27 protein-coding genes and 3 pseudogenes are annotated in these 23,650 nt (G+C 60.1%); 16 read left to right on the top strand and 14 right to left on the bottom strand.

Annotated features, from left to right (window positions below):
• Positions 1-228 precede the first annotated feature (228 nt).
• Positions 229-663 (top strand): annotated as a pseudogene (locus tag AC1MH0_RS22570) (tyrosine-type recombinase/integrase); the annotation flags it as partial.
• A 183-nt stretch (positions 664-846) separates the two neighbouring features.
• Complete coding sequence (locus tag AC1MH0_RS22575) at positions 847-987, top strand: hypothetical protein (protein WP_480966305.1); 141 nt, start codon at positions 847-849, stop codon at positions 985-987.
• Positions 988-1,309: 322 nt separating this feature from the next.
• Here AC1MH0_RS22575 and AC1MH0_RS22580 read toward each other — a convergent pair whose 3' ends face one another.
• The gene (locus AC1MH0_RS22580; RefSeq protein ID WP_480966306.1) at positions 1,310-1,639 is read right to left on the bottom strand and encodes a glycoside hydrolase family protein; all 330 of its coding nucleotides are present in this window, start codon (positions 1,637-1,639) and stop codon (positions 1,310-1,312) included.
• Between the two features lie 40 nt (positions 1,640-1,679).
• On the opposite strand from AC1MH0_RS22580, the pseudogene AC1MH0_RS22585 reads away from it, so the two are divergent.
• Positions 1,680-2,380: pseudogene (locus AC1MH0_RS22585) on the top strand (integrase core domain-containing protein); the annotation flags it as partial.
• A gap of 207 nt (positions 2,381-2,587) precedes the next feature.
• On the opposite strand, the gene AC1MH0_RS22590 reads toward AC1MH0_RS22585, so the two are convergent.
• The 4 genes and pseudogenes from AC1MH0_RS22590 to AC1MH0_RS22605 form a co-directional block, all read right to left on the bottom strand.
• A complete protein-coding gene (locus AC1MH0_RS22590; protein ID WP_480966307.1) occupies positions 2,588-2,908 on the bottom strand; it encodes a hypothetical protein in 321 nt (106 codons plus the stop codon).
• 1 nt (position 2,909) lies between these two features.
• A complete protein-coding gene (locus AC1MH0_RS22595; RefSeq protein WP_480966308.1) occupies positions 2,910-3,593 on the bottom strand; it encodes a division plane positioning ATPase MipZ in 684 nt (227 codons plus the stop codon).
• A gap of 528 nt (positions 3,594-4,121) precedes the next feature.
• Positions 4,122-4,922: pseudogene (locus tag AC1MH0_RS22600) on the bottom strand (DDE-type integrase/transposase/recombinase); the annotation flags it as partial.
• A 224-nt stretch (positions 4,923-5,146) separates the two neighbouring features.
• The gene (locus AC1MH0_RS22605) at positions 5,147-6,229 is read right to left on the bottom strand and encodes a hypothetical protein (RefSeq protein WP_480966309.1); all 1,083 of its coding nucleotides are present in this window, start codon (positions 6,227-6,229) and stop codon (positions 5,147-5,149) included.
• A gap of 150 nt (positions 6,230-6,379) precedes the next feature.
• On the opposite strand from AC1MH0_RS22605, the gene AC1MH0_RS22610 reads away from it, so the two are divergent.
• Together AC1MH0_RS22610 and AC1MH0_RS22615 are read left to right on the top strand one after the other, a co-directional pair.
• Positions 6,380-7,615, top strand: a complete 1,236-nt coding sequence (locus AC1MH0_RS22610) for an integrase (RefSeq protein ID WP_480966310.1) — start codon at positions 6,380-6,382, stop codon at positions 7,613-7,615.
• 245 nt (positions 7,616-7,860) lie between these two features.
• The gene (locus tag AC1MH0_RS22615) at positions 7,861-9,741 is read left to right on the top strand and encodes a sensor domain-containing phosphodiesterase (RefSeq protein WP_480966311.1); all 1,881 of its coding nucleotides are present in this window, start codon (positions 7,861-7,863) and stop codon (positions 9,739-9,741) included.
• 837 nt (positions 9,742-10,578) lie between these two features.
• Here AC1MH0_RS22615 and AC1MH0_RS22620 read toward each other — a convergent pair.
• On the bottom strand, positions 10,579-10,896 hold the full coding sequence (locus AC1MH0_RS22620) for a hypothetical protein (RefSeq protein ID WP_480966312.1): 318 nt from the start codon (positions 10,894-10,896) through the stop codon (positions 10,579-10,581).
• A gap of 240 nt (positions 10,897-11,136) precedes the next feature.
• Here AC1MH0_RS22620 and AC1MH0_RS22625 point away from each other — a divergent pair, with 240 nt between their 5' ends.
• The 3 genes from AC1MH0_RS22625 to AC1MH0_RS22635 all read left to right on the top strand — a co-directional run bounded on the left by AC1MH0_RS22625 (position 11,137) and on the right by AC1MH0_RS22635 (position 13,301).
• Positions 11,137-11,436 (top strand): hypothetical protein, encoded by a 300-nt coding sequence (locus AC1MH0_RS22625; protein WP_480966313.1) that lies wholly within the window; start codon positions 11,137-11,139, stop codon positions 11,434-11,436.
• Between the two features lie 160 nt (positions 11,437-11,596).
• Positions 11,597-12,574 carry an SDR family oxidoreductase gene (locus tag AC1MH0_RS22630; protein ID WP_480966314.1) on the top strand — a complete coding sequence of 326 codons (978 nt, stop codon included), beginning with the start codon at positions 11,597-11,599 and terminating at the stop codon, positions 12,572-12,574.
• Between the two features lie 100 nt (positions 12,575-12,674).
• The gene (locus AC1MH0_RS22635) at positions 12,675-13,301 is read left to right on the top strand and encodes a class I SAM-dependent methyltransferase (RefSeq protein WP_480966315.1); all 627 of its coding nucleotides are present in this window, start codon (positions 12,675-12,677) and stop codon (positions 13,299-13,301) included.
• A gap of 99 nt (positions 13,302-13,400) precedes the next feature.
• Here AC1MH0_RS22635 and AC1MH0_RS22640 read toward each other — a convergent pair whose 3' ends face one another.
• The gene (locus tag AC1MH0_RS22640; protein WP_480966316.1) at positions 13,401-13,766 is read right to left on the bottom strand and encodes a DUF4440 domain-containing protein; all 366 of its coding nucleotides are present in this window, start codon (positions 13,764-13,766) and stop codon (positions 13,401-13,403) included.
• A 237-nt stretch (positions 13,767-14,003) separates the two neighbouring features.
• Here AC1MH0_RS22640 and AC1MH0_RS22645 point away from each other — a divergent pair, with 237 nt between their 5' ends.
• Positions 14,004-14,528 carry a DUF937 domain-containing protein gene (locus AC1MH0_RS22645; RefSeq protein ID WP_480966317.1) on the top strand — a complete coding sequence of 175 codons (525 nt, stop codon included), beginning with the start codon at positions 14,004-14,006 and terminating at the stop codon, positions 14,526-14,528.
• 410 nt (positions 14,529-14,938) lie between these two features.
• Here AC1MH0_RS22645 and AC1MH0_RS22650 read toward each other — a convergent pair whose 3' ends face one another.
• Positions 14,939-15,349 carry a DUF3597 family protein gene (locus AC1MH0_RS22650; RefSeq protein ID WP_107955766.1) on the bottom strand — a complete coding sequence of 137 codons (411 nt, stop codon included), beginning with the start codon at positions 15,347-15,349 and terminating at the stop codon, positions 14,939-14,941.
• Positions 15,350-15,474: 125 nt separating this feature from the next.
• Here AC1MH0_RS22650 and AC1MH0_RS22655 point away from each other — a divergent pair, with 125 nt between their 5' ends.
• Complete coding sequence (locus AC1MH0_RS22655; RefSeq protein ID WP_480966318.1) at positions 15,475-16,065, top strand: DUF4142 domain-containing protein; 591 nt, start codon at positions 15,475-15,477, stop codon at positions 16,063-16,065.
• Between the two features lie 70 nt (positions 16,066-16,135).
• Here AC1MH0_RS22655 and AC1MH0_RS22660 read toward each other — a convergent pair whose 3' ends face one another.
• The 5 genes from AC1MH0_RS22660 to AC1MH0_RS22680 form a co-directional block, all read right to left on the bottom strand.
• A complete protein-coding gene (locus tag AC1MH0_RS22660; protein WP_480966319.1) occupies positions 16,136-16,279 on the bottom strand; it encodes a hypothetical protein in 144 nt (47 codons plus the stop codon).
• Positions 16,280-16,355: 76 nt separating this feature from the next.
• Positions 16,356-17,990, bottom strand: a complete 1,635-nt coding sequence (locus AC1MH0_RS22665; protein ID WP_480966320.1) for a methyl-accepting chemotaxis protein — start codon at positions 17,988-17,990, stop codon at positions 16,356-16,358.
• On the bottom strand, positions 17,987-18,226 hold the full coding sequence (locus tag AC1MH0_RS22670; protein ID WP_480966321.1) for a hypothetical protein: 240 nt from the start codon (positions 18,224-18,226) through the stop codon (positions 17,987-17,989). Before AC1MH0_RS22670 ends, AC1MH0_RS22665 begins: the two co-directional genes overlap by 4 nt.
• Before the next feature lie 717 nt (positions 18,227-18,943).
• Positions 18,944-19,105: a hypothetical protein gene (locus AC1MH0_RS22675; protein WP_480966322.1), complete on the bottom strand. Its 162-nt coding sequence runs from the start codon at positions 19,103-19,105 to the stop codon at positions 18,944-18,946.
• Between the two features lie 53 nt (positions 19,106-19,158).
• Positions 19,159-19,491 (bottom strand): hypothetical protein, encoded by a 333-nt coding sequence (locus tag AC1MH0_RS22680; RefSeq protein WP_480966323.1) that lies wholly within the window; start codon positions 19,489-19,491, stop codon positions 19,159-19,161.
• A gap of 279 nt (positions 19,492-19,770) precedes the next feature.
• Between AC1MH0_RS22680 and AC1MH0_RS22685 the strand changes: the two genes are divergently transcribed.
• From AC1MH0_RS22685 to AC1MH0_RS22695, 3 genes are all read left to right on the top strand, one after another.
• Positions 19,771-20,103 (top strand): hypothetical protein, encoded by a 333-nt coding sequence (locus AC1MH0_RS22685; protein WP_480966324.1) that lies wholly within the window; start codon positions 19,771-19,773, stop codon positions 20,101-20,103.
• A gap of 1,088 nt (positions 20,104-21,191) precedes the next feature.
• On the top strand, positions 21,192-21,596 hold the full coding sequence (locus AC1MH0_RS22690; RefSeq protein WP_480966325.1) for a BLUF domain-containing protein: 405 nt from the start codon (positions 21,192-21,194) through the stop codon (positions 21,594-21,596).
• A 149-nt stretch (positions 21,597-21,745) separates the two neighbouring features.
• Entirely contained in the window at positions 21,746-21,931 is a 186-nt protein-coding gene (locus tag AC1MH0_RS22695; protein WP_480966326.1) for a hypothetical protein, read from the top strand.
• Between the two features lie 4 nt (positions 21,932-21,935).
• Here the strand turns inward: AC1MH0_RS22695 and AC1MH0_RS22700 are convergent, their stop codons facing one another.
• A complete protein-coding gene (locus tag AC1MH0_RS22700; RefSeq protein WP_480966327.1) occupies positions 21,936-22,280 on the bottom strand; it encodes a hypothetical protein in 345 nt (114 codons plus the stop codon).
• Between the two features lie 515 nt (positions 22,281-22,795).
• Here AC1MH0_RS22700 and AC1MH0_RS22705 point away from each other — a divergent pair.
• The 3 genes from AC1MH0_RS22705 (at position 22,796) to AC1MH0_RS22715 (ending at position 23,643) form a co-directional block, all read left to right on the top strand.
• A complete protein-coding gene (locus tag AC1MH0_RS22705; protein WP_480966328.1) occupies positions 22,796-22,951 on the top strand; it encodes a hypothetical protein in 156 nt (51 codons plus the stop codon).
• A complete protein-coding gene (locus tag AC1MH0_RS22710) occupies positions 22,948-23,076 on the top strand; it encodes a hypothetical protein (RefSeq protein WP_480966329.1) in 129 nt (42 codons plus the stop codon). Before AC1MH0_RS22705 ends, AC1MH0_RS22710 begins: the two co-directional genes overlap by 4 nt.
• 312 nt (positions 23,077-23,388) lie before the next feature.
• A complete protein-coding gene (locus AC1MH0_RS22715) occupies positions 23,389-23,643 on the top strand; it encodes a DUF6894 family protein (protein ID WP_480966465.1) in 255 nt (84 codons plus the stop codon).
• Positions 23,644-23,650 lie beyond the last annotated feature (7 nt).

Genomic DNA, 23,650 nt, shown 5'->3' on the forward strand with positions numbered 1-23,650 from the left:
CGGGAATCCCATTATGATTCAGCCAGGTGAGAAACCGCTCTAGAACTTTTGCTCGCCCGTTCGACCGTGGCTGGTCCCGTCGAACTGCGCTCGACCTCAGCCGACCCGCCCTTTTCTTTGGGGGTCAGACGCTCGTGCTCGCTCTCCGCGGCGGTGCTGTCGTATTCATGGGCAACCTATCCATCCACAAGTACGAAAGCGTGCACGTGCTGATATAGGCGTCGGGTGCTCGGGCGCTCGTCTGACACAGCAACGGCTGAGGAAGTTCGGCGCTTCCAGATCGAGCAGTGTGACTTGGGCGTGCCTGCGCCGACCATGAACGCCATCGCGTCGGCACTACGGTTCTTCTTCATCCAGACGCTCGACCGGCCGGATCTTACCCGTAAGCTGGTCCGCATGCTACACGTGCGCAAGTTGCCGGTGGTCCTGAGCCAAGACGAGGTAGCGCGGCTATTGGCGGCAACCACATGCCTCAAACATCAGGCGGCGCTGTCGGTTGCCTATGGCGCCGGACTGCGTGCGGCCGAGGTCGCTGCCCTCAAAGTGCGCGACGTCAACAGCGAGCGCATGCTGCTGCGGGTCGAGCGCGGCAAGGGCGGGCGGTATCGCAACACCATGCTCCCGGTCGGGCTGTTGGCGTTGGTGCGGGAGCGGTGGCGAGTGGTCAGCGTGAGGGCGTATCCTCGACCGTCAGGCGCGTGGGGCGGCGATCCGGGAACCTGGGATCTCAAAGGAGAATGGTCTTCATAGAATGAGCTGTCGAATTTGGTTAATACTGGGGGGAACTTCCTGCCCGCCGCGCGCGTCCTTTGGTACGGGATGCCGAATGGCAGTTAGGAGAGAAATATGCTGGAGGATCTCGACGTCAAGGCTGGGCAGAGCCGTGATGCAACGCCGCCAGAGGTCCTGCGTGCTTTGATCATCGGCGCCATACTCGGCCTGGCGTTCTGGGCGCTGGTCGCATGGGTCGTTGCCACGGCTATCTAATTGGCGGTCACGGCGGTGACGGCCTGAGCCTCGGCGAGCACTACCTCCTGTTCAGTTACCGTGGCCGTGTACCGCGCGATGAGCAGGCCGCGTTCGGTGACCGGAAGGCTGATGCGGCGACGCGATCATACGCAATCTGCACGCGCACGATCGCGGAACCAATCTCGGTCGCTTTCTCCTTCAACGGGGTCGGCATCGCCGCGCAGCTGGCAAGGGCCATCGACGCCGCGCAGAGCCCAGCAGTTTCTCATGATCCGTCCTTTCGGGGGAGATCGAGCCTCCGGCGGGCCGGGTCACAGTGATCAGGCGACGTCGCCCATCGTTAAGCGCGCGACCTCGGGATAATTCTTGCGGTACGGCGCGGCATTGGAAGCGCGACGCCATACAAAGCCGCTATCAATTTGCCGGCCGTACGCGTCCATGACCCGAACGCGAGTGTCGCGGCGTCGAACTTGCCGGCGGGATGCAACTTCAGCACGTTCGGCTGGCGAAAGCCCTTATTCATGCGGGGCAACCAGACGCGCCGGCCGATGCCGATACTATAGAAAAGTGCGACCATGGCCCCGAACTGCGCGGCCGTTCGGCGCGTCGCCGACGGCGATGGATAGTGGCGTGGCGAAATCCCGCTTGGCCTGCTGGTCGAACATGTCATCCGCCTGATCCTGCGTGATGCAGTCGCATCCCTGCACTACGCATTCCGGCGCCACACACTCCTGCCGCTCGACGATTGACTCTACGTGTTGCAGCCGTCGATTCCGCATCTGACACGGTCAGCACTGCACCGCTGCCTGCAGCGTCATGGCATATTCCGTCTGCCGGACATTGAGGGGGACAAGCCGAAGCGACAGCGCTTCAAGCGCTACCCTATCGGTTTCTTCCACGTGGATATCGCTGAGGTGCAGACCGCCGAGGGCAAGGCTCTCCTGAGCTCGTCGAAGGGCTCTACCTGTTCGTCGGCGTAGACCGCACCAGCAAGTTCGCCGTCACTCAACTCCTCGACAAGGCTGATCGACGGACAGCGTGGGAGTGCTTGGAACACCTGCGGAAAGCCGTGCCCTACCGCATTCACACGATCCCGACCGACAATCCTGTCCTGAGCAAAGTCGAAGGGGGCATCCAGTTTGCCGAGCAACCACGCAACCGCAACACCGCTTGGTCACGTCAGATGCGCTTCGACATGATCTGCGAAGCAAACGGCATCGAGCACCGGTTGACCAAGCCGAACCACCCGTGGACCAACGGTCAGGTTGAGCGAATGAACCGTACCATTAAGGAGGCAACGGTCAGACGCCTCCATTACGAAAGCCACCAGCAGTTGCGGGTGCACCTTGCAGACTTCATGGCGGTCTACAATTTCGCCCGCCGGCTCAAGACGCTCAGTGGCCTCACGCCTTAGGAATACATCGCCAATACTAAAAGCCTTACTCCTATCGAAGCCGGCCAATACGCTAGATCTATCAACTTTGGATAATATGGCATGATCCGGTAAATTGGCTGCATCGTTTTTGAGTTAGGATTAATAAATATCAAACGTGAAAGGCATGCCAGATTGACTAATAAGCCACGCTAATACTACGTAGTAATATTAATCGGTTCCGCCCTACCCTACATCGGCTTTGTCCATCAAACTTTCAATCACTTGCCAATACGGGGCGCCTTCCCGGTCACACAGATCAATAAACCTGCTCATAACGCTAGCAGGTCCTTTCATACTGACTTGATGCATTGGTTCACCAGCGTGTGGATTCTTCCGGCGTCCCAATTTCGATGGCGGCTGTGATGGCTTTGTAAAACCATGGTTGCGGCCGACAGCATCAATCGCTGCGCGTTCTCCACGCTCCTCAACCCTTGGCTTTGCCGGCATTGGTGATGCCGGAACGATATCGCTCAAGTCACCTAGTCCAAGATCTATCTTGCTCATATTACTCCCCCTGCCCCGCCGTCTGTAGATCTCGGATAGTTTGCGTCACTTCACGCACAAACTCTGTCGCATTTGCCTTGGCTTTTATAAGGCCATTTACCGTGTTATCCTCTAAGTCCCATAGAGATCGGTAGTGCGTAAACATTGCACGGAACGCCGCCCTTTCATTTAATGCAGTCTTGAGTGCTGGAATATCCGCTTCGATGAACTGACTTCGAATTTCTTTCTCGTCACGTGTAGCTATCGCTGGATTTACCCGCGTGAAAAGCATTCGGAACGATATGTTTCTGCGTAGTTCTTTGGCTTGAGCCATAACCATTTTTATTGCGCGACTTGCCTGCCTTGCGTCCACCGGTGACGCTTGAAGAGGTATCACGACAAGGTCCGTACGAGATATGGCACGAGCCATCGCCAAGTTGGCGGTGCCTTCCAAATCAACGATGACGAACTGGGTTGCTTCTGATGCGGCCTCGATTGCGTCGATGATGTCGTCGTCAGATGGCAGACGCGCACATTTAAAACCTGGTTCCGCAGCGCTCGTAGCCCAACCTTCGATCGTCCGGTTCGGATCGCCATCAATAACGGTTACTGACGCTCCAGCGGCAGTCAAACCCGTGGCAAGCAGAAGAGCGGAGGTGCTCTTGCCGACGCCCCCTTTTGGACTCGCGAAACTAATTACCGGCATTTCTTACCCCAAATCTGCTCACAGCTTTTTATTCAGTCGCCTTAGGTTCTCGCGTTGTTACGAAGCCATAACGTTAATAGTACCCAGTTCATTCAGGGAGCACTAATTAGCTTCCCCGCCCTGCCCTAGCTAGCGCATCCAACGCATTAGAGCACTAGCCCTTTGTGTGCAACCAATGTCAACGCTGGTCTACTAAACTAATGGCAAGGCATGTGCTCGAATGGCTAGAATATTTGCCCATTGTCATTAGTTTAGCATCCATGACATGGAATGAAGGCGGTTTAGGGTGAATGTCCTGGCTTTTCAGGCGCTGCCAAGCGTTTGGTACACAACCAGTTGGTACCATGTAGTACATTATTGTTTGAGGTGCTTGTTCCTTTGATACCGATAAAGGCAGCGGCGCTATTCAGGCGAGCTACCAGAACCTTAGAGCGGTGGGCTAACGATGACACAGAGGGGGCGGACGGTTGCGTGGGCAAACCTTATCGAATAATACCCCGGGGCTACCGTCTGGTACCATAGCGATGCCTAATGAGATATTGACGACGTGTTGTTGCCCCCTAAAGGCCTGACAGAGCCGCGCAGGTTTGTGCGATGATACTCGCGGGGGGGGGGGCGATAGCGCAAAGCGCGGTGCGGATGCTCCTCTTTATAATGGGCGAACCAGCCAGGCAGTTGGTCGATGACACTCTACGCATATGGCCTGGGGTTCACGCGGACATAATCGCGCTTGAGAGTGCGAACGAACGGCTCGGCCATGCCATTCCATTGGGGACTCCTGACTGGGGTAGTGCACGGGATCAGCCCAATGCCTCGGGCGAACGCCCCAGCGTTGCGAGCGGTGTAGCAGCTGCCGTTATCGGTGAGCCACTCGATCGGTTCGGGCACGTGGTTCACCTGTCCGTAGCGATGCTCGACCGTGGCGACCATCAAGTCCTGGACGTCCTCGGCGGCGATGCCGCCCGTTGTCGCCACGTGGCCCATGGCCTCGCGGTCGCAGCAGTCGAACGCGAATGCGACACGCACTTTCTCGCCATTGTCGCAGGTGATCTCCAATCCGTCGGAGCACCAGCGGACGTTGCGGAGGTCGACGGCGACCCGGCCGTCGTGACGTCGTTCCTCGCGGCATTCGCCGTCCCGTTGTTGTAGCAGCCTATGCACTTTCATGACGCGGTAGACGCGTTTCGGATTGGGCGCTTTGCGCCCGGTCTTCTCGGCCTACCGGCGCAGCAGAGCATGAACGCGGCGATAGCCGTACGTTGGCAGATCGGCGACGAGCGCGCAGATGTTGGCGACCAGCTCGGCATCCGGCAGCGGTGGTCGTCCGCGTGGTCAGGGCGCGATGGCGCATTGCGGACATGCCCGGCAGATACGTCTCCTCGATGATCCGGACCTTTTCCTCTGGTGTCCACCGCCTCCGGCGCTGAACACCGGAGAGAACCTCGCCATCGTTGTAACGCCTGGTCGTACCGTCAGTCATAGGCCTCACTCTTATCTAAGAGCGGGGTCCTGTCTGGTCATTCAGGGGCCACCTCACGACGAACGCCTGTAATTTATACGTTTGCTTTCGATAGAAGGTGATCGATCTCAGCCATCGCGAGATCAAGATCCGCAGCCGCAGCATTGAGCGATACAGAATTGAGGGACGCAGACGGCGACGGAGACGAACCGGGGAGGGCAGGGGATACCAAACCTCCCATTTCGAGCCCAACGAGTCTCGCAGCAGCAAGTGCGCGCGCCTGGATATCGGCACCGGCGCGCGACAAGCCAAGTGCGCGCGTGAGCTGCTTTCGCGTGGTCGGACCAAGCGCCGCCAAAAGCGTCCAAGCCTCAAACGCACGGGCGTTGCGGGATAAGCCGGCGAGGGCCTCACGACCGCGACCCAACACCGACTCTATGCGCTCCAAGTTCGTGAACGCGGCCAACGCTTCATGCGTGCTATGGTCGACGAGCGCGGCAGCCCGCTGGGCGTCCGTGACATCGAGGCGAAAGACCGTGCGCGGGACTATCCCGGTAACCGGTGGAACGATGCCGCGTGCAACAAGCACAAGGTTCAGGGCCCAGCATCCTGCCGGCTCGGACGCAACGTAATGCCGCATCGATCGGGAGGGCAGGGGGAGTAGCGCCTCGTGCCCAGAGCTTTCGGCGAAGTCCGGCGCGCGGATCAAAACGTCGACCGCGACCGCAGCGCGCGCCAGCCCATGGAGCGGATGATCCGGACCAGCGTCCGCCAGTCCGCAGGCACCGGTGAGGGGACCACCGGCAGTCGCCTGCGCCAAGGCGTCCTGGGCGGCGTTGAGCAATGCCAGCGCATCGACCTCGAACCCGCGCGTCGCGTTGACCATGCGAACGACCATCGTTGCAGCGTCGGCAATCGGTGGCACCCCGTGTGCAGCAAGCCAAAGCACGACGGCGTCGCGGCGGGGGTCGTCGGTCAGGAGGATCGAGAGGGCGTCAGTAGAAGGCTGGTGGGCAGGGCCGACGTTGCCAATGCCGGCATCGCGTCGATACGCGCGCCACGCGTCGGCCACGGTAGCGAGGCTCGCAACCTTGCGGATTTCTGGGGAGGCAAAGCGAATTGCACCCGCCAGTCGACCGAGCGCGTAGCCCAGCGAAGTATGATCAGTGAACGTCATTGCGCCCACCATATGCTAGTAATCGCGCGATCACTAGGCAGCCCTAAGTGTCATGTATACGAACTTACCATAATCGGACATTATGGTAACTACGAGGATGTGCTATGACGGCGAAATGCAGGGTAAATCGGACCAGCGGGCGCGGCCCTCATGAGCGAGATCGTCGTCCATCGTACCGATGGGGAGGGGCTGCCGGTCCGAACGCGGCGTGGAGTCGTCGAGCCGATCGATGCCCGGGTTACCCGGTTGCTGGGTCTTGCGCTGCCGGCTGAAGGTGTCCCTGTCAGCGAGATCGGTTTTGCGGCGCAGCTCGGCGCTATGGCCGCGGCGAGCAAGGCGGCGCTGGCGTCGGACCTAGCCTGCTATCTGCGTTGGTGTGAGGACATCCGTGCCGCCCCGCTGCCCGCCGAGCCCGAAAACCTGGTCCGCTACATCGCCATGCTCGAGGCGCGGGGCGCCAAGCCCGCGACGGTCGCCCGGCGGGTTGCCAGTCTTGCCACCGCACACGGCCTGTCAGGGATGCAGGAGAGGGGGCATGCGCCCACTAGCCACGTCATGGTCCGTGCGGCGCTCAAGGGCCTGCGCCGGCGTCGCGGCGCTGCTCAGCGTCAGGCTGCCCCGTTGCGCTTCGGGGCCTCGCTAGATCCCCATACCAAGGGGTTCACGCTTACTGCCTTGCTCGGCGCCTGTGGCGGCGATCTGCAGGGCTTGCGCGACGCAGCGCTGCTCTCACTCGGCTATGATGCGGGACTGCGCGTCAGCGAGCTTGTCGCCGTCACCGTCGCGCACATCGATCCGCACAGCGATGGCTCGGCGCTCCTGTTCATTCCATCATCCAAGACCGATCAGGAAGGGCAGGGGGCCTGGGGCTGGCTGTCCGCGGACACGATGCGCAGGGTCGGCGCCTGGCTGGTCGCGAGCGCCATCACCGAGGGGCCGGTCTTCCGCCGCGTGGGGGTTGATCGGCGCCGTCTGCGCCCCGCAGTTCCGCCGATGGCGTACGAAGCGATCCCAGGCCACACGCGGCACTGGCAGGAGAAGCTTCGTGGCAAGAAGGCGGAGCCCGCGCGCACGGTCTATACCGTCGGCACCGCCTCGCTCACTCGGCAGGGCGTCAACGGGATTTATCGGCGTGTGGCACTAAGTGCCTTCGATCAGGGGCTGGTCGAGATGCCGATCGCGAAGGTCGAAGAGGCAGCACGCGCCTTGTCGAGCCATTCGCTGCGCGTTGGCCTCACGCAGGACCTGTTTGCGGCTGGCGAGGACGGCGTTGGGATTGCTCAGGCACTCCGTTGGTCGTCGCCGTCGACGGCCCTGCGCTACGGTCGCAAGCTTGCTGCCAGGAGCAACGTTGCGGCGCGCGTACTCTCTCGGATCAGGAGCTGAAGGTGAGGAACCGATGCATCGGCATGCGATCGGCTTGGCAACGTAGTAACGCATTTCAACGCCTAACGTCGATCTTCATCAGCAAGCGGTTTGGATATCGGGTATGTAATCATCATCGAGTTCTCCTCGAACGTTAGAGTCAAACTCTGGCCAACAGAAATAAAACTCAAAATGGTTTCTTGATATATCTGTGCTATTTGAGCCTTAAAGAAATATAAATCGGCGCTGTGATAGGTTCTGTTTCCATGGGCTTTTCTGAAACCGATCTATATCACGGAGGCGATGATACGGTAACCGTACTGCTTCATCTTCAGAACGCCATTTTGAAAATGATTGCCAAGGGTGCCGGGCTTGCACCAACGTGCACTACGCTGTGCGCAGAAGTAGAGCGGATCCTCCCGGAGGTGATCTGTTCGGTTTTAACGGTCGATGTGGCAGGCCTGCTTCATCCGCTCGCTGGCCCGAGCCTACCGGAAGCATATTCCCAAGCCTTGGATGGCCTGTCCGTCGGCCCGTCGGCCGGCTCCTGTGGCACCGCTGCCTATCTGAAAACAGATATTGCGGTCGTTGATATCGAGAACGATGCCCGTTGGGCGCAGTTCAAACACCTCGCACGTCCGCATGGGCTGCGCGCCTGCTGGTCCAGTCCGATATGTGATGCAGACGGTCGCGTGATCGCGACATTTGCTTTCTACTATCGCAGCGCCCGAGGACCGACGGCCTTCGAACGCGAGGTGGTGGCTAACTGCGTTCACCTCACGCAAATCGCTATCGAGCGACATGAGCGTGTCCTCGAGCACCAACGCCGGGCTTTCACCGACGCCTTGACCGGTTGCCCCAATCGGGCTGCGTATCATGCCGCACTTTCCAAACTTGAGGGCGCTGCGGTGGGCAGTTGGGCGCTGTTCGTGCTGGATCTCGATAATCTCAAGGTCGTGAATGACACGTTCGGGCATCATGCGGGTGACGAGCTTCTGCAGGTCGCCAGCGACAGGATCTCAGCAGCGGTCAGCCCCGGGCGAACGTTTCGCGTCGGGGGCGACGAGTTTGCAGTCATTCTCCAGGCTACCGATGCCCTTCGTGACCTGGAGAAGATCGCGGATGAGGTTCTAAGCGCGCTCTCGGTTGCTGCCGACTGCGGCGGGCATAGCATCGTCCCTCGCGCTACCATCGGAGGCGCTACGTTCTCATCGGAAGACGCCGGGGTTGGGAGTGTTCGGCAGAATGCCGACTTTGCCCTCTACCACGCCAAGGAAACCGGTCGTGGTGGTTTTGTGCGATACTGGGCAGGGCTCCGCTCGAACATGACGCGGCGTATCGGCGCGATCAGGGACCTGAGCGCGGCGTTGCGAGAGGACCGGATCGAGGCCCACTATCAACCGATCTTCCGACTAGACACCCGCGAGATCGTTGGCCTGGAAGCGCTTTGCCGCATGCGCATCGGCGACAATCTGGTCTCAGCTGCCTCTTTTCATGAGGCGACTGCCGACGCCCAGGTTGCGACTTCGCTCACTGCCAGGATGATGGCTCTTATCGCGGCTGACCTACGCCGTTGGCTGGATTTGGGTATTCCGTTCCAACACGTCGGTATCAACGTCTCGTCTGCGGACTTGAGTGGCGGTGCCGTTGGGCAGGTTCTCTCCGCAGCGCTCGAGCGCGAACGGGTCCCTCTCGCTCACGTGATCCTCGAGGTAACCGAGACGGTGTACATGGGACGTGGCGACCAAGCGATACAGCAAGCGATCAGGGCGCTACGCGCGGATGGCATACGGGTCGCGCTGGACGATTTCGGAACGGGCTTTGCGTCGCTGACGCATCTGCTCACGGTTCCCGTCGATGTCATTAAGATCGACAAACTGTTCGTTGACCACTTGGAGCCCGACGGTGTCAGCGTGACCATCGTCGAAGGCCTGATCCGTACCGCGAAAAAGATGGGCATCAGGATCGTCGCCGAGGGGATAGAAACCGAAGAACAAGTCGAACAGCTTTGCGCGATCGGCTGTGCGTTAGGGCAGGGGTACATCTTCTCACCCGCAGCCAATCGCGATACGACGACCGCCCTTCTCCTTGAGCATGCGCAGGGCATCGCGCGACCGCCGATTGCGACGCAATCGGGCGTGGGCTGATTGTCGATCTAGCGCTAAAAAGGAATGGAGCACTCAGCGGCAGGATGGCGGATCGATTAGCCTAAGATGCTGCTCGTCACCGTCGCCAGCGTCGACGTATGACTGAATGCATGGATCGTCGCAGTAGCGTACTGGCGTGGGCGATCAGTTGACGATCAACTGCTTATCAGGCCCTACGGAACAGACAGCGGTCCCGGTAACTGCCGAGGGAACCACGTCAAGAGGGCGTCTGACAGCGCCGTAGCGACAACGGAGGGATCGCCCGTTCGTGTGCCACTAGCGCGCACCGTCGTTGCCTGCCCCGTCCACACGACGTGATTGTCGCGGCGCAGCGATACCGTCACCTCGAGACGGGTTACGATCAGACCGCGCAAATGATCCTTCCCCGAAGGCAAAGTCAGCGACAGGCCTCCAAGGCCCGTTGCCATGCCCGGTCGGTCTGATCGGTCGTTGCCGGACCGGACGACGCCGCGCTGTGTCTGCGATACCTCAACCTTGGCGACGTAAAGGCTGTGGTTTGCGTCGGGCAGGGGCAGGAAAGGTGTTCGAAGGAGGGTGCGCTGAACGGCGTCCGTGAACGTTTTCGTGATAGTGGGAGACGTGGTCGGACTGTCAGCAGCAACGATCGCTATCGTGCCCGGCTTCACCATGGATTCGGCAACCGGAGATTGCACTAGGGCTGCGGCCGCAGCGAACAGGAGAACGTACATCTGACAGGCGCCGATCAATTACAGGAGTGAGGAGCGCCAACGGCATCGCGCCGGCCATCCGCGTTAAAAGTGGTGATGAACCGTGATCGAATGCCGATCGTGATCGCGCTATCCGTTCGAGAGCTCTCTATTCGAGCTTCTCGGCGTGTCGATCGGCCCATTCCTTGCCCTCATCGCCTCCCCAGAGAAGCCAGGCGATATAGCCGGCAGAAGGATCAGTGTCCGATCCCCACTCATGTGTTTTGCCGTCTTTATCGACCTTGTGACGCGCGAAGTAGCTATGCATCGACTTCACATCTTCGGTGGTCACATCGTCCTGCGCTGCCAGTTGCTCGGCACGACGAACCCCGACGTCCGTACCGCCTCGTCCGAAATCATCGCGCAGCCTTAGCCCCTTCTTTGCATTGGCGGCGATTTTTGCTGTTGGTTTGAACGTATCGGGCATCATGCTCTCCCTGTGATGATGTTCAAAACGCCTAGATTTTCGAACATATCCATGAGGGCGTAGCGGCGGAATTTGCCTCTGATCCTCACAGGTGATGCTGGATGAACGGGCCATCAGGTGGGGTGGGCCGAGACGATGTTCTCAGGGGTTCCTGTCTCCTGACAACGAGGATTTAAATCGTTGAGTTAATCGGAAACTAGCCTCGCTTGGAAGGTTCTAGAGCGAGCAAAGGAGATCGCCATGGCAACCGAACAGCCGAACATTGTACCTGACGACATAAAGCCGGAGCCGAACGACGCGGATAACGCCGCGACCGTTCTAGACGATGCTCAGATGAACAAAACGCCCGGTGGCGGGGGGCTAGGCGGTGCCGATGCCGCGGACGTGTTGAGCGGATCGGGAAAGCTTAGCGGTGGTGCGACGCCGAACAGCCCTATCGACGTGCCAGTTCCACATGGCGGTAGTGGTAACCCAACTCGCGAAGCGCAGCTCAAATCGTTGAACGATGGCCCCAAGGAACCGCATACCAATCCGAACTGATCATCCCCGCAGCAATCCCAAGGAACATCGTGCTGTCTCTTGTGGACACCCCGGCGCCTCCGGGACGTTGAGTGCCTATGCATGATGATAGGACAGTTCGTCTAACGCGCCCGCGTTGTCTTCCCGTAGGTGTAAGGGCAGCCGTCTTGAGCATCGTCCGATGAGCGGTGATCGTAACCTGGCCGGGCACCGCGTGGTAATCACCGGTGCATCGAGCGGTATCGGCGCGGCAACGGCGATGGCTTTCGCAAAAGCGGGAGCGCGGCTAGTCCTAGGGTCTCGCGGCAAGGACGGGCTGGACGACGTCGCGCAGCGCTGCGTCGAAGCTGGCGGCAGCGCAATCGTCCGACCGGTAGATTCCACCGACGCAGGCGCAGTGGCCGCATTCGCCGCTGAGGCGCGCGATCTGCTCGGTGGCATTGACCTGTGGTTCAGCTGTGAAGGCGTCGGTGTGCTTGGCCGGTACGAAGACGTCCCGATCGCGGATCACGCCCGTGTCGTCGATGTGAACCTCGTCGCCCATATGAACGACGTCCATGCCGTACTGCCGATCTTCCTCGCGCAGGATCACGGCACTTGGGTAAACATGATCTCAGCCGGCGGTTTTGTCGCTACGCCTTATGCCGCGGCCTATTCGGCGAGCAAGTTCGGGTTGCGCGGATTCAGTTCCGCATTGCGCGGTGAGGTGTCGAAGCGCCCGCATATCCACATATGCGACGTCTGCCCGACCTTTGTTGATACACCCGGCGTCGACCACGCCGGTAACTATACAGGTGCCCGGCTCTCGTTGCCCCCAGGTTCGCTTGCACCGGAGACGGTGGCGAAGGCAGTCGTGCGGCTTGCCACGCACCCTCGTAACCTTACCGCCGTCGGCGCACCGGCAATCGCATTCAAACTCGGCGAGTTTGCGGCGCCGAATCTGCTGGCGGCGATCATGAGTGGCTTCCTCGACTCCTGGTCGGCCCGCGCGGCCGACGGCAACGACAGCGATGGGGTGTTGTTCGAACCTGGCGTCGCCGCCGGGCCTGATGGTGGCCGACGCGATCCACATCGGGGGCGCAAGGTGGCAGCCGCGGCGGGCGGTATGGCGGTTCTTGGCCTTGCGGGGGTCGGTGTCTGGCTCGACCGTCGTCGGTGATTGAGGACGACCGCTATCTCGCGGTGCGCTCGGGCATACGGCTACGAACGGACGCTGTGGTTGCAAATACCGGCTGGTTTACTTGGCAGGGGTTCACCGTGTGACCGAAGCGATCGAGTTGGGACTGCCGGCGCAGGCCTTCGACCGTCAGGATGATGGCGACGACCTTGGCTTCTACGCGCCCCCGCGTTTAGTCACGCACATTGACGAGGAAGCAGTAGGTGCACTGACCAGCCTGTACCGCGATGCAATCCCCGCTGGCGGGCGGGTGCTCGACCTCATGTCGAGTTGGGTGAGCCACCTGCCGGACGACGTCGCCTATGGCGAGGTAGTCGGCCACGGCATGAACGCAGAGGAACTAGCGGCCAACCCGCGCCTCGATCGCTGGTTCGTCCAGAACCTGAACGATATGCCTGACTTGTCCGAAGGGGACGCGCGCTACGATGCCGTACTGATCTGTGTCGGGGTTCAATATCTGCAATACCCCCTGGCGGTACTGCGCGAGGTTCGTCGTGTGCTGAAGCCGGGAGGCCGCGTCATCATAAGCTTTTCGAACCGCTGCTTCCCGACCAAGGCCGTGGCGGTCTGGCGCGCTCTCGACACGCAGGGCCACGCATCGCTTGTCCGTCTCTATTTGGAGACAGCAGGGTTCCGCGATGCCACGGCTTCCTTACTAGCAGACGGTCGCCTGGGCGATCCATTGGTCGCGATAACCGGTCGCAGTTGAGGCTGTTGGGATCACACCGGCAATGGGGGCGCTGACTTCCCGGTTTAGTACCGTCGCGCCTGTTTCAGGTATGTATCAGGCGCAACGGCAAGCCCGCGGTCAGGCCTCGACGCTGGCGGTTAAGGGTGGCGTCTGCTGATGTTGGACGACCAGCCAATCGTCGTGTCCCCGCATCCGCAAAGTCGAGGTGCAATGTGCCTCGTACTTTTCGTCGCCGCTTGCGCAGCGCGCGGTGTACGCAACGACGATCAGGCCCTCTTGAGGTCGTGATACTCGTCGATCCGATAGCTCAACCGAATCCCAATCGGGCGTAGCCTTGACCGCATCCTTCGCTTCCTGCCCCTGGAAGACATAAGGCGGACGGGGCAAGACCATGACGATCTCCTCGTCGATCCGGTTCTGGTAATGCTCGTCGCTGGCATCCCATAGGCTCCCTTCGAATTCCCATACGCGCTGGTCGTTCATGCCGTCTCTCCTTCAAGGCTCAAGCGCGAGAGTATGGGGGAGGGTTCCGGTGTTTCGGCACCATCGCGTCAAGATCTACCGAAGGATAAGACGTTTTGGCGCCCGTACGCCCGAACTGCCTGACTAACATTGCGCAGACAACGCATGCCTACCGATCCATGGTCCTAGTTCGATCGAAGGTGACCGGACCTATAGGTCCCAGCATCTGTTGGTACCCGTCACAACAAGGAAGCCGACATGAATCTCAATGACCTGCTGCCTGATGGTGGCATCGATGCACTCGCCGCCCAACTAGGCATACCGCGTGAGCAAGCCCAGCGCGGCGCCGAGGCGCTGCTGCCGTCGGTTCTGGGCGGCATGGGGAATAACACGACGCAGTTAGACGCCCATGTGAACACGCTTGGCGGAGCAGACCTTGCTGCGAACGTGTTGGGCAACGAGCCGACGCAGATCGATCGCGGTAATCAGATCCTCGGCGGTATCTTCGGGTCGAAGGACGGCAGTCGTGAGGTCGCCGACAACGCGGCGCAGAGCAGCGGCCTGGCGCCTGAGCTTCTCAAGCAGATGCTGCCGATCCTGGTCATGCTGGTAGCGGGCCATCTGACAGGGCGCTTGGGCGGGCAGCAAGGTGGTCTTGGCGGGATCCTTGGATCTGTACTTGGCAGCCTGGGTGGCGCTGGAGTCGCAGGCGCTGCGCCCGGGGGCGGTCTTGGCAGCGGACTGGGGGGTATTCTTGGCTCGGTCTTTGGCGAACGGCGATAGAAAGGTCCGGTCTCAGTACTGCCCTGCTCGATCAAACCGGTCGACTTGAGGTCCACGAACATCCCGTCGCCACGTGGCTACGGCACGGCGATAACATCGATGGCATGACTGGGGAGCGCATGTGATGCGGAGACGAGGAAACAAGCGAGCCGGTCCTGTGGCAATTGTCATTTTCGTGATGATCGTGGCACTCGTCGTCACGATCTGCTGGCTCGCCGCGCGTGGCTTTCAGAAAGAGCCGAATGGACCGCCGCTCGGTAGTCAGACGCTGCCAGCTCAGGCTGCGCAGGGCACCGTCGCTGGGACGCCTCCGAACGCTAGTCCAGCTCGCTAGATTGAAAGACGGTTAAGCCAGCAGTCTAAGGCAGGAGGGGACCGGATAGGGTGCGATCCCCTCTGGATCAGGCGCGTTAGTTGCGCAGGCTGTCTGGAACGATACCGCCGTTATCGGCAAGCTTCTGCATCACTGCCTTATGAAGGGCGATGTTTTGCTCGGCCGAGCCGTCGGCTGCTGCATGGACATTCAGCTCGGCAGCAAGTTCCTTGCGAGCGGTCAGACTGGAATCCAGGTCCAGCAGCTTCAGAAGATCGACGATCGAGCTCTGGTAGTTGCCGCCGCCATCTTTCATCGATGCCATCTCGCTGAGGACCGCACCGACATCGACGGACTGCTGAGGCGCTGCGGGGGCGGGCTGGGCGGTAGCGGTCGGCGCAGCTTGCGGTGCAGCCTGCGGCGCCGCGGCTGGAGCTTGAGCCGGTGCAGCGGCTGGTGCGGCTTTGTGGTGAAAAACCTTGTTCATGATCGTGCTGAAGATGCTCATAGCCGTGTCCCGATAAGGCCGGCAGCTGTGCCGGCAGACCGCTAGAACGAACGCACCTCAGGAACGGTCCTCAGGAGGCACGCGTTGAGCCGGCAGCGGTTCTATGCGAGCAGATGGAGAGTATGATGAACTTCAAGACCCTAGCACTAGTATCGGCAGCGACCCTGTCATTGGCCGCATGCGGCAAGAAGGCCGACGATACGACCGCCGTCGATAACACCACCTACGCCAACACGACCGCCATGGACATGAACGCAGCCGGTGCCAACGACGCCATGGCAGCCCCCACCTCAGGTGAGCAGGCCTTCGTCAACTTGGCGGCTGCGAGTGACGCGTTCGAGATCGAGACCTCGAAGCTGGCTGTAACCAACGGCGCGTCTGCTGCGGTGAAGAAGTTCGCTGGCCAGATGATCACCGCACATGAGGGTTCGACTGTGAGGCTAAAGGCACTGACGGCAACGCTGTCGCCAGCTTTGACGCCCAACCCAGCGCTGAGTGCTGAGCAGCAGCAGAAGCTTGCTGATCTGAAAACCAAGCAGGGCACTGATTTCGACACCGCGTACGCAGCGGCCCAGGTCGCCGGGCATCAGCAGACGCTCGATACGCTCAAGGGATATGCTGCAACCGGCGACGTGCCGCAGTTGAAGACGTTTGCGTCGGGATTGGCACCGACGGTTGCGGCGCATCTCAACATGGCGAAATCGCTTAAGTCCTGAGGTCGGGTCTAAGACGATGAAGTATGAAGTCGAGAGGTGCACCAGTGTACTTCTCGGCTTTCCAGGAACGTCACATTGCCGATTGACGTGGGAGGCTCGGTTTTAAGATGTTGGCCAGATCGAGCTGATCGTTGTTGGCAAGGTCTGTTATGGGCGTCTCGATCTTGGCGAGGCGCTCAACTGCGCGATCACGACGATTAGAGATCCGCTTCATTTTGTCCTAAGTATACATTCTCCTACCGGGGGCGTGGCAAGGCGGGCTCGCCAAGGAAATGGGGCCGACTTGGCACCTACGCTGTTGCCGCATCGTCCGATTGAAGGAAGGAGACAAACAGATCGGTCGACGACCTCAAATGTCGCGCGCTGGCTGCCAGATCGCTGGCGCTGCCCCGTACCGACGCCGACAAGAGCGCGGCAGACCCCGCCGCTTCCGCCACGCCGTCAATCCGGGTGCCGATCTCGTCCGCCGCGCCGACCGCGCGCGCTGCACCCGCATCTACCTCCTGTGCCGTGAAGCGCTGCTCGCCGACTGCGGTCGCGATCCCCGATGCCGCAACCGAAACCTGACCGATCGCAGCATTGACGCTACGTAGTTTTTCGCCCGTGTCCGCGACGCCCTCGCGGATGCCGGCAAGCAGTGTGCTGATCCGGTCGCTCGCACGCTTTGTGTCCGCCGACAGGACCTTCACTTCGCCCGCGACTACCGCGAACCCGCGCCCCGCGTCGCCCGCCCGCGCTGCCTCGATCGTAGCGTTCAGGGCCAGCAGATTGGTCTTGTTCGCCAGGTCACGGATGTCGTCTAGAAAGACTTCGATCTGGACCGCATGATCCTCAAGCATCGCTACCGTCTGCACGCTGCGTTGCGCTTCCAGGCTCGCCACCACGGTCAACTCCGATTGCCGGTCGGCCGCGATCGCGATCGTTCGGATCGATTCGGACAGGTCGCGGATCGACGACGCAACATGCGCTATGTCGCGTGCTGCTCGACCTGCGCCCGATGCCGCCTCAACCGCATCCTGGGTCGCGCCGCCGGTGACATCTTCGAGCCGCACTGCTGCATGCTCCAGTCGTTCGGTCGCCTGGCCGATGCTTTTCACCACGGACGTCACCGAATGATCGAACTCGTTCGCTAGGACCACCAGCTCGCCGCGCCGCTCGCTCGCGATCCGCGCCGCCTGCTCCTCGCGCTGTTGGCGTTCGCGCGCCGCCACTGCCTCCGCTGCACGCGCCTGAAGCATTGCCTCCTCGGTTCGCCGCTGGCCGTCCTCTGCCATCTCGGTCAACTCGCGAGACCGCCGCAATGCTGCACTCTGCGACTGGAACAGCCGCTCGAGCTGGATCGTCAGCACGGTCAATGCGCCGAATTGCAAGCCGACCGCCACAACATGAAAGATAACCCGGCCGAGATTGCCCGTGCCGGTAAAGACGAATTCCGGGGCCCACCATTCGAGGGCAAGATGATGGATTGCGGTCAGCACCGTAGCTAGCGCGATCGGCCGCCAATCCGCCAACATTACCAGCGCCGCCATCCCGACGAAGAAGTACATGTGTGCATCCATCTGCCACGGATGCCCCTTGAGCAGGAAGACAAGCATCGCCGGTATCACCGCCGCAAGCGATCCCATCAGCGTCCGGGCCTCTATATCGTAGCGACCGCGGAGCGCCATCACGGTCGGTCCCGCCGTGATGATAGTGCCGATTACCAGCAGCGGAACGCCTGCGCCCGCATCCAGTACGGCGTTACCTATCAGCAGCCCCCCCAACGAGGTCCAGCCGATCAACGCCCACGCTTGGACAGCGCGACGCCGCAGCCGGTCAAGCGGGTTGAGTCCGGCATCATCCCGGATTTTCCCGGTAGCTCCAAGCTTTACTTCGAAACCCAACCGGGAAAACGCTGGCTTCAGCAGCGAGATGGTTCGGTTCATGCTTGCTTTCCAGTACCGCCATCAACGCCGCACCCCGCGGGCGGAGCGGCCATGATGACGACATTCCACGCGACCCGGGGGGCGATGCGGGCACGATCGCCAACGACGACCAGCGATCCCGGAAATGGCCCGGCCCCAAGCAATGCCGCACCGCCTGCCAGTGCACCCTGCACTGCTGCTCCGCCATCTTGACCGAGTGGCACCACCAGCATCGAACCCGATTCTGGCGGCCACACCGTCAACACCACAAGCCCAAACGTCGCAGTAGCGATCTGGGCAGGGATCAACATCCGGCTTGGTAGGAATTTCATACGGTTACCTACGCACCGCCTGGTTAATGCAAAGTAAGTTCGCAACCCATGCTCGCCCCCGATCTGGCTTCGACAAGATCCAAATTGGTGGCCCAAGCAGGGGTATCGCGGAGGATCGACCTGTTGGATCCGAGACTAACAGCGGACGGGTTGGTTTGCGGTCGGACAGTTTCAGCTAACAATGACACCGCGTGGATTTGAGCCTTGGTGGGGTTTTAGATTTCCCGGTGTCGGTTAAGGGTTTCCTTATGAACCTTTTACAGACCGAGGCATACCGTAGCGCTGCTGCCCATGAACGTTTGGAAGCGGAGCGGTCCGTACTTCCCCTTGTTCGAGAACGTCATTTGCGATCGGCAGAAGCTTGGGATGCAATGGCCAGTCAGGGTGAAATGACTGAACGTCTGGCGCAGGCGAATGCCGAGAACCGGATCAAACAACCCTATCAACGACGGTCGTCAGCCGAGAGTACTTAGGCCAGGCTTGTTTATCGTGACCGGCACGGCTCCCCGTGTCCGCACCGCTGCGTTACCAGCTAAGCGACAGCGGACACCGGACTACGTACCTTGATCCCCACGACGACCGACCGGACGTGGAGCCACGCAACCTGGTCTTCTATCCAAAGGGTCGAGTGTCTTTCACCCCTCAAGTGAGAGACGACTTCCGTTTCGGGGCATGCTGGCCCTCGGTGCTCGGTGTGTCCTTATTGAGGGTATCGCTTGGGCGGCGAGCATCGCCTTCATTCTGGTGTTCGGTGGACAGGTTTGGTTGTTTCGTCGTCGCGGTCGGCTTGATCGGGTCGGTCATTGTCGCTCTCCTCAATTGACGAACAGGCAAGAGGTTCTCTCGTTCCGCAAAACTTACTGCTTCGTTTCGTCTGACGCGACTGCTCCCATCGTTATCGCCATCAGCGAGGCGCCGCGGTGTTCGTGGTCCAGCTTCAACAGACGGACCCAGTGCGCGATGTGCTTGCCTGCCGCCTCGACGCCTCTGCGTTGCAACTGCGGGGTGGTCAGGTTCGTATCGTTCTGGATTACCGACGCGATCGACAGCGCGAAAAAGTCGATGATGTCATCGGCAATCAACGCGTCATCGGCGGAGTTCGCAGCAAGGTACTGCATGACGATCGGCATGATTTCCTGGAAAAGATCGATCTTGGTCTGGTCGTCTACCTTCATGATGTCTGCAGGCATGCTGGCGTCCTCCGTTCTCGGCATGTATTGCTTGAGACTGTGAAGCGGAAGGCGGGATCGATCTCCCTCGCCATCATCGGAGCCGTCATGAATCATCCACGCGAATGGTTTCAGCCAAAAGTCGTAGGTATCGGCTGGTCTCCTCGAACCTGGGAAGGGTGGGCGATCATCGTTTCTGTGATCGCGGTTGGCGCAGTTGTCGGTCGGGTCAATCTCTGACCGGTAGAGACCCAATGACGCCATATTGCACGCGGTGAAAAACTCGGTTTAGGCTCGGCCATGGAAAACACAGCATCGCAGTTCGATCTTCTTGGCCAGCTTCGGTCGCTGATCGTCCACCGCAACGAGGCAGCAGAGGCGTTCGACGTCTTCAAGCAGGACGCGGTGCTGGCGCCAGCGCCTGACATTGCTAACAATGAGGTCTCTTCCGACGAAGCGGCGGACGTGGCGGCAGAGGAGGTCGACACGTTCAGGGCTCAGACTGAGGGCCTTCTGGCCAGCGCAACGGACGATGAGCTTTTGGCCGCGTACCGGCAGACCGAAGGCGAGGTGGGCGATCTTGCGGCTGAGGCGCTACGTGATGAGCTGCGGCGTCGGAATCTCGAAGAGTGAACCGACCAAGTGCCAATCAGGTATCTTCAGATGTGTAGCCGATCGAGTATGTCAGATCGGGAGGTGTGGGAAAAGGCGTCCACTATCGCGGCAGCGTTTGGCGATGATGAGCCCGAGCGCTTCACAGAACGGCTATTCGACATTCTTCGCAATACCACCAATCCACAGGACTGGCGTCGTGTCGCGGCCGCGGTTGACGTCATCGCTGGAGCGTCCCGGCAATAGCTTCAGTTGAGCGTCGCTCGGTCGCCTCTATGACGCCAACCGAGCATTTGATGATGTACTGCGCCGGTTTGGCTCGCTGACGCCAGCATGAGCGGTGGTACGCCCAGTCGCGGGGCAGCTGGATCGTGTATTACGGCAAGTAGGAGTGATGGTGGGAAGAGGAGCAGCTCGGTGAAGCGCTTAGTCTCGGTTCAGGGGCAACACATAGAAGTTTGCGTTGAAGAGGCCGAACCTGGGCGGTGGAAGGCCACGGGAGAGTATGGCGGTAAGATTTGGAGCTTGACCAGCACGACAGCTAACCGAGCGGCGTCAAATTGGGGTGTCGCCGTCGGGCAGCTAGACCCGGCACACCGTAACGAGCCGCCCCTGGAGACCGAACGTTAGGCGCGTCGGAAGTTTCGGGAATGCCACGTTACGCCAGCGGGGAGGGAAACCCACACCGTCCTTGCCGCTGTCGCCGTACGTATTCCATTTTAAGTGAGCCGATGTCGTCCGCAGACGTTCAGTCTCTGCCAGGGCCTATGCAAAGGGTCCTCGCCGACCCGCAGCGTGTTTCGCTCGGCTATCGAGGCGGGTCGTCACGCTTGGGTCGGACTCTTGACGCTCGCGGTTTCATCGACGACCTACGCGTCCGAAATGGACAGTATTACGTACCTGTTGGTCCGCGGCGCGGTTTTGCTCCCACGTTGATCCGCCGCGAGGCTCATTATCTGAGCTACCAAGGCGGCCAGCCTCTCCGTTTTTCTTAGCAGTTTTCCGGATAAGCTGGCCGTTCGTGAGACCGAGGAAGCACACCGCCAGTCGCGTATATTGACGTTGCGTTTAGGTTCGGCCGCTATTTATCCTCTCGGAGGAGCCCTGGATTGATACGTCTCATTTACATCAGCACCGCCCGATCGGAGCTATCCGAGGTCGAGCTTGAGGGAATTTTACGCGTTTCGAGGCGCAACAATGCCGCAGCAGGTGTGACGGGTTTGCTGATCGTTGGTGGACGCCGCTTCCTTCAGGCGCTTGAAGGACCAGCTGATGCAGTCACTCAGACGTACGGTCGCATCAAAGCTGACGGACGTCATTTCGCCGCAGTGACATTGGATAGCCGCGCAATTTTGGGGCGCAGCTTTCCCGGTTGGGCAATGGGGCATCAGCCTGGCAAATCTTTACGCAGTGATGGTGCAATTGCAGACGATATAGCGGCACTAATCACGCCGATCTCGGATCCCACCACGCATGCGTATTTCGCTGAGTTCGCCAAGAAGCATGCCGCCTGAGGCGTGCCAATGCCGGACGTTCAGCGCTGCGCCTGCCGTGTGGCGGGCTCTGAAACATCATTCTCCAAGAAACCGTTATCCTTCTTCTGAAGGCATGACGTGGCCCCGTAGCGTCCCTCGAGCGTTTGAATGCTACAAAGGAGACTGACATGCCAAGCAGAGAGAAGATCACGGACGGTGCCAACGAGCGCGCCATCGACGAGCCGATCGCCGGCACTGCGCCAGGCTTCCCCGACGACGCGCTCTTGCCGGGCGAGGAACTCCCGGAGGAGCCAAGTGACGAGGAAGTTGCGAGGATCGCAGCGAAGCTTGGGGCACCTGACCCAAACCGATAACGCCCTAGGCCTGCGATAGGCCTGGCGTTTCCGGATCGATCTGAATGGTTTCGTCAGCAGGTTCGAAGCGAAGGGTCCACCGGGGGTAGCCTCCCGGTGCGATCTCGATATCGGGAAGGCCGACCGGGTCGGAGCCGGTTTCTACCCAACCAGCGCCGTGGCAACGATCGCAGGCGGTTCGCTTGCAGCGGAAGCTGACGAGATCAATCTCGATATTCCACTGCCCCCTTCCTTGGCAAACCGGGCACATGGCATCGAGGCTCCCCTTACGTGGCTGGAGCGGAACGATGTCGAAAGCGTGGGGGCTCTCCGGACCGTCGCAATAGACGATGTTGCTGGCGTGAGGCATGCTTCCCAGTCGCGCAGCAGCCAGCTCAATGCAATACGACCTCTGTGCGTTTAGGGCCGAACAATCAGGGCAGGTCTAGTTCGACAGCGGCCCTTCCACCACCAGAGCATCTTCAAGCTACGCCGGATCCAGACGGCTGCAGGAATATTGTTTTTGCGGACTATCTCGACGGCATAATAACAGAACCAGACCTGTACCGGCAACGAGCGCATGAGCACCGTGAAGAGGCATCAAAGACGACCCTACCGAACGTTGGCGCGCGAGCTTTGCATGCGGCCGAACGATGGGACGTGATAGCTGATCAGTCTGAGCGGTCAACTGCGGCAGCAGCGAAACGGGACGACGAGAAGGCGGTTAGGGATGCCGACAGAGCAGCCGAGAAGTAGGAGGACACAGTCAGAGTGCCGTCACAAATGCGTGCTTTCGGTATGATCGCCACGCGCCCGACTAGCGGGCGCCTGCGTTGTGTAGCTGTCAGACGAAACTCGTCATGATCCAGATTTAGGTTCAGTTGTATGGCAGATGATCATCAAGCGGACGCAGGCGCCGACGAACGTAATTTCCCCGGCAGAAGCAAGCAAGCTGGCAGTACCAGCGGTAATGAAAACTACGGTGGTACGAAAGAGCAAAAGACCGATCCGACTCCTCCGGACGTCAAGAAAAAGCCATGACCAGTAAAATAGGCAACATCGTCGGAAAAGTGAATGAGGTATTCGGCGCCATGAAGGCCAACGCCGATCGAGCATCGGTCCGTAAGGACGGTGCAAAGCAGGAGGAACTGGGCAAGCAGCAGTAGGTAGAGAACACAAGGTGGGGAAGACCGACCGCAACTGATCGGCGTTTCATTGGTCGTGATTTGTCAATATGGGAGCTCTCAACCGATTGGCGATTAGACGCGTCAAGGCGCCCGCCCGTTTTCGTACGAACGGGGGGGCAGGGCGTCGCCGTGGCGGGTAAGATGTTGCCTCGTCTGCGCTATCGTGTTGATCTGCGGCAATCCTGTTTAACACTTAAAATGCAAGCGTAACGAACGCAGCGATCATAGATCGAAGTTCGACTGAACTATTGATACTATGCTCGGCATTTACTGTACGGAGCACGTATTGCGCTGTTCTTCTTTCATACTCAGACCGATATCCGTGTTACGGATATTGAGGGGACAGAGTTTCCCGGGTATGTCGAAGCCCGTCGCGAAGCTATCCGTACCTGCGGACAGATGATGCAAGATGCTCCTGAAATCTTCTTGGGTTCACGACCGTGGAGCGTTTCAGTGACGGACGCTGCCGGGTTGATTCTGTGGGAGATCCATCTTGATGGCCAGGCGTCGGCCGCAAGTAGAGCCTTGGAGCCTAAACGCCCCTAACTTTGTG

Source organism: Sphingomonas sp. AP28 (assembly GCF_056680455.1).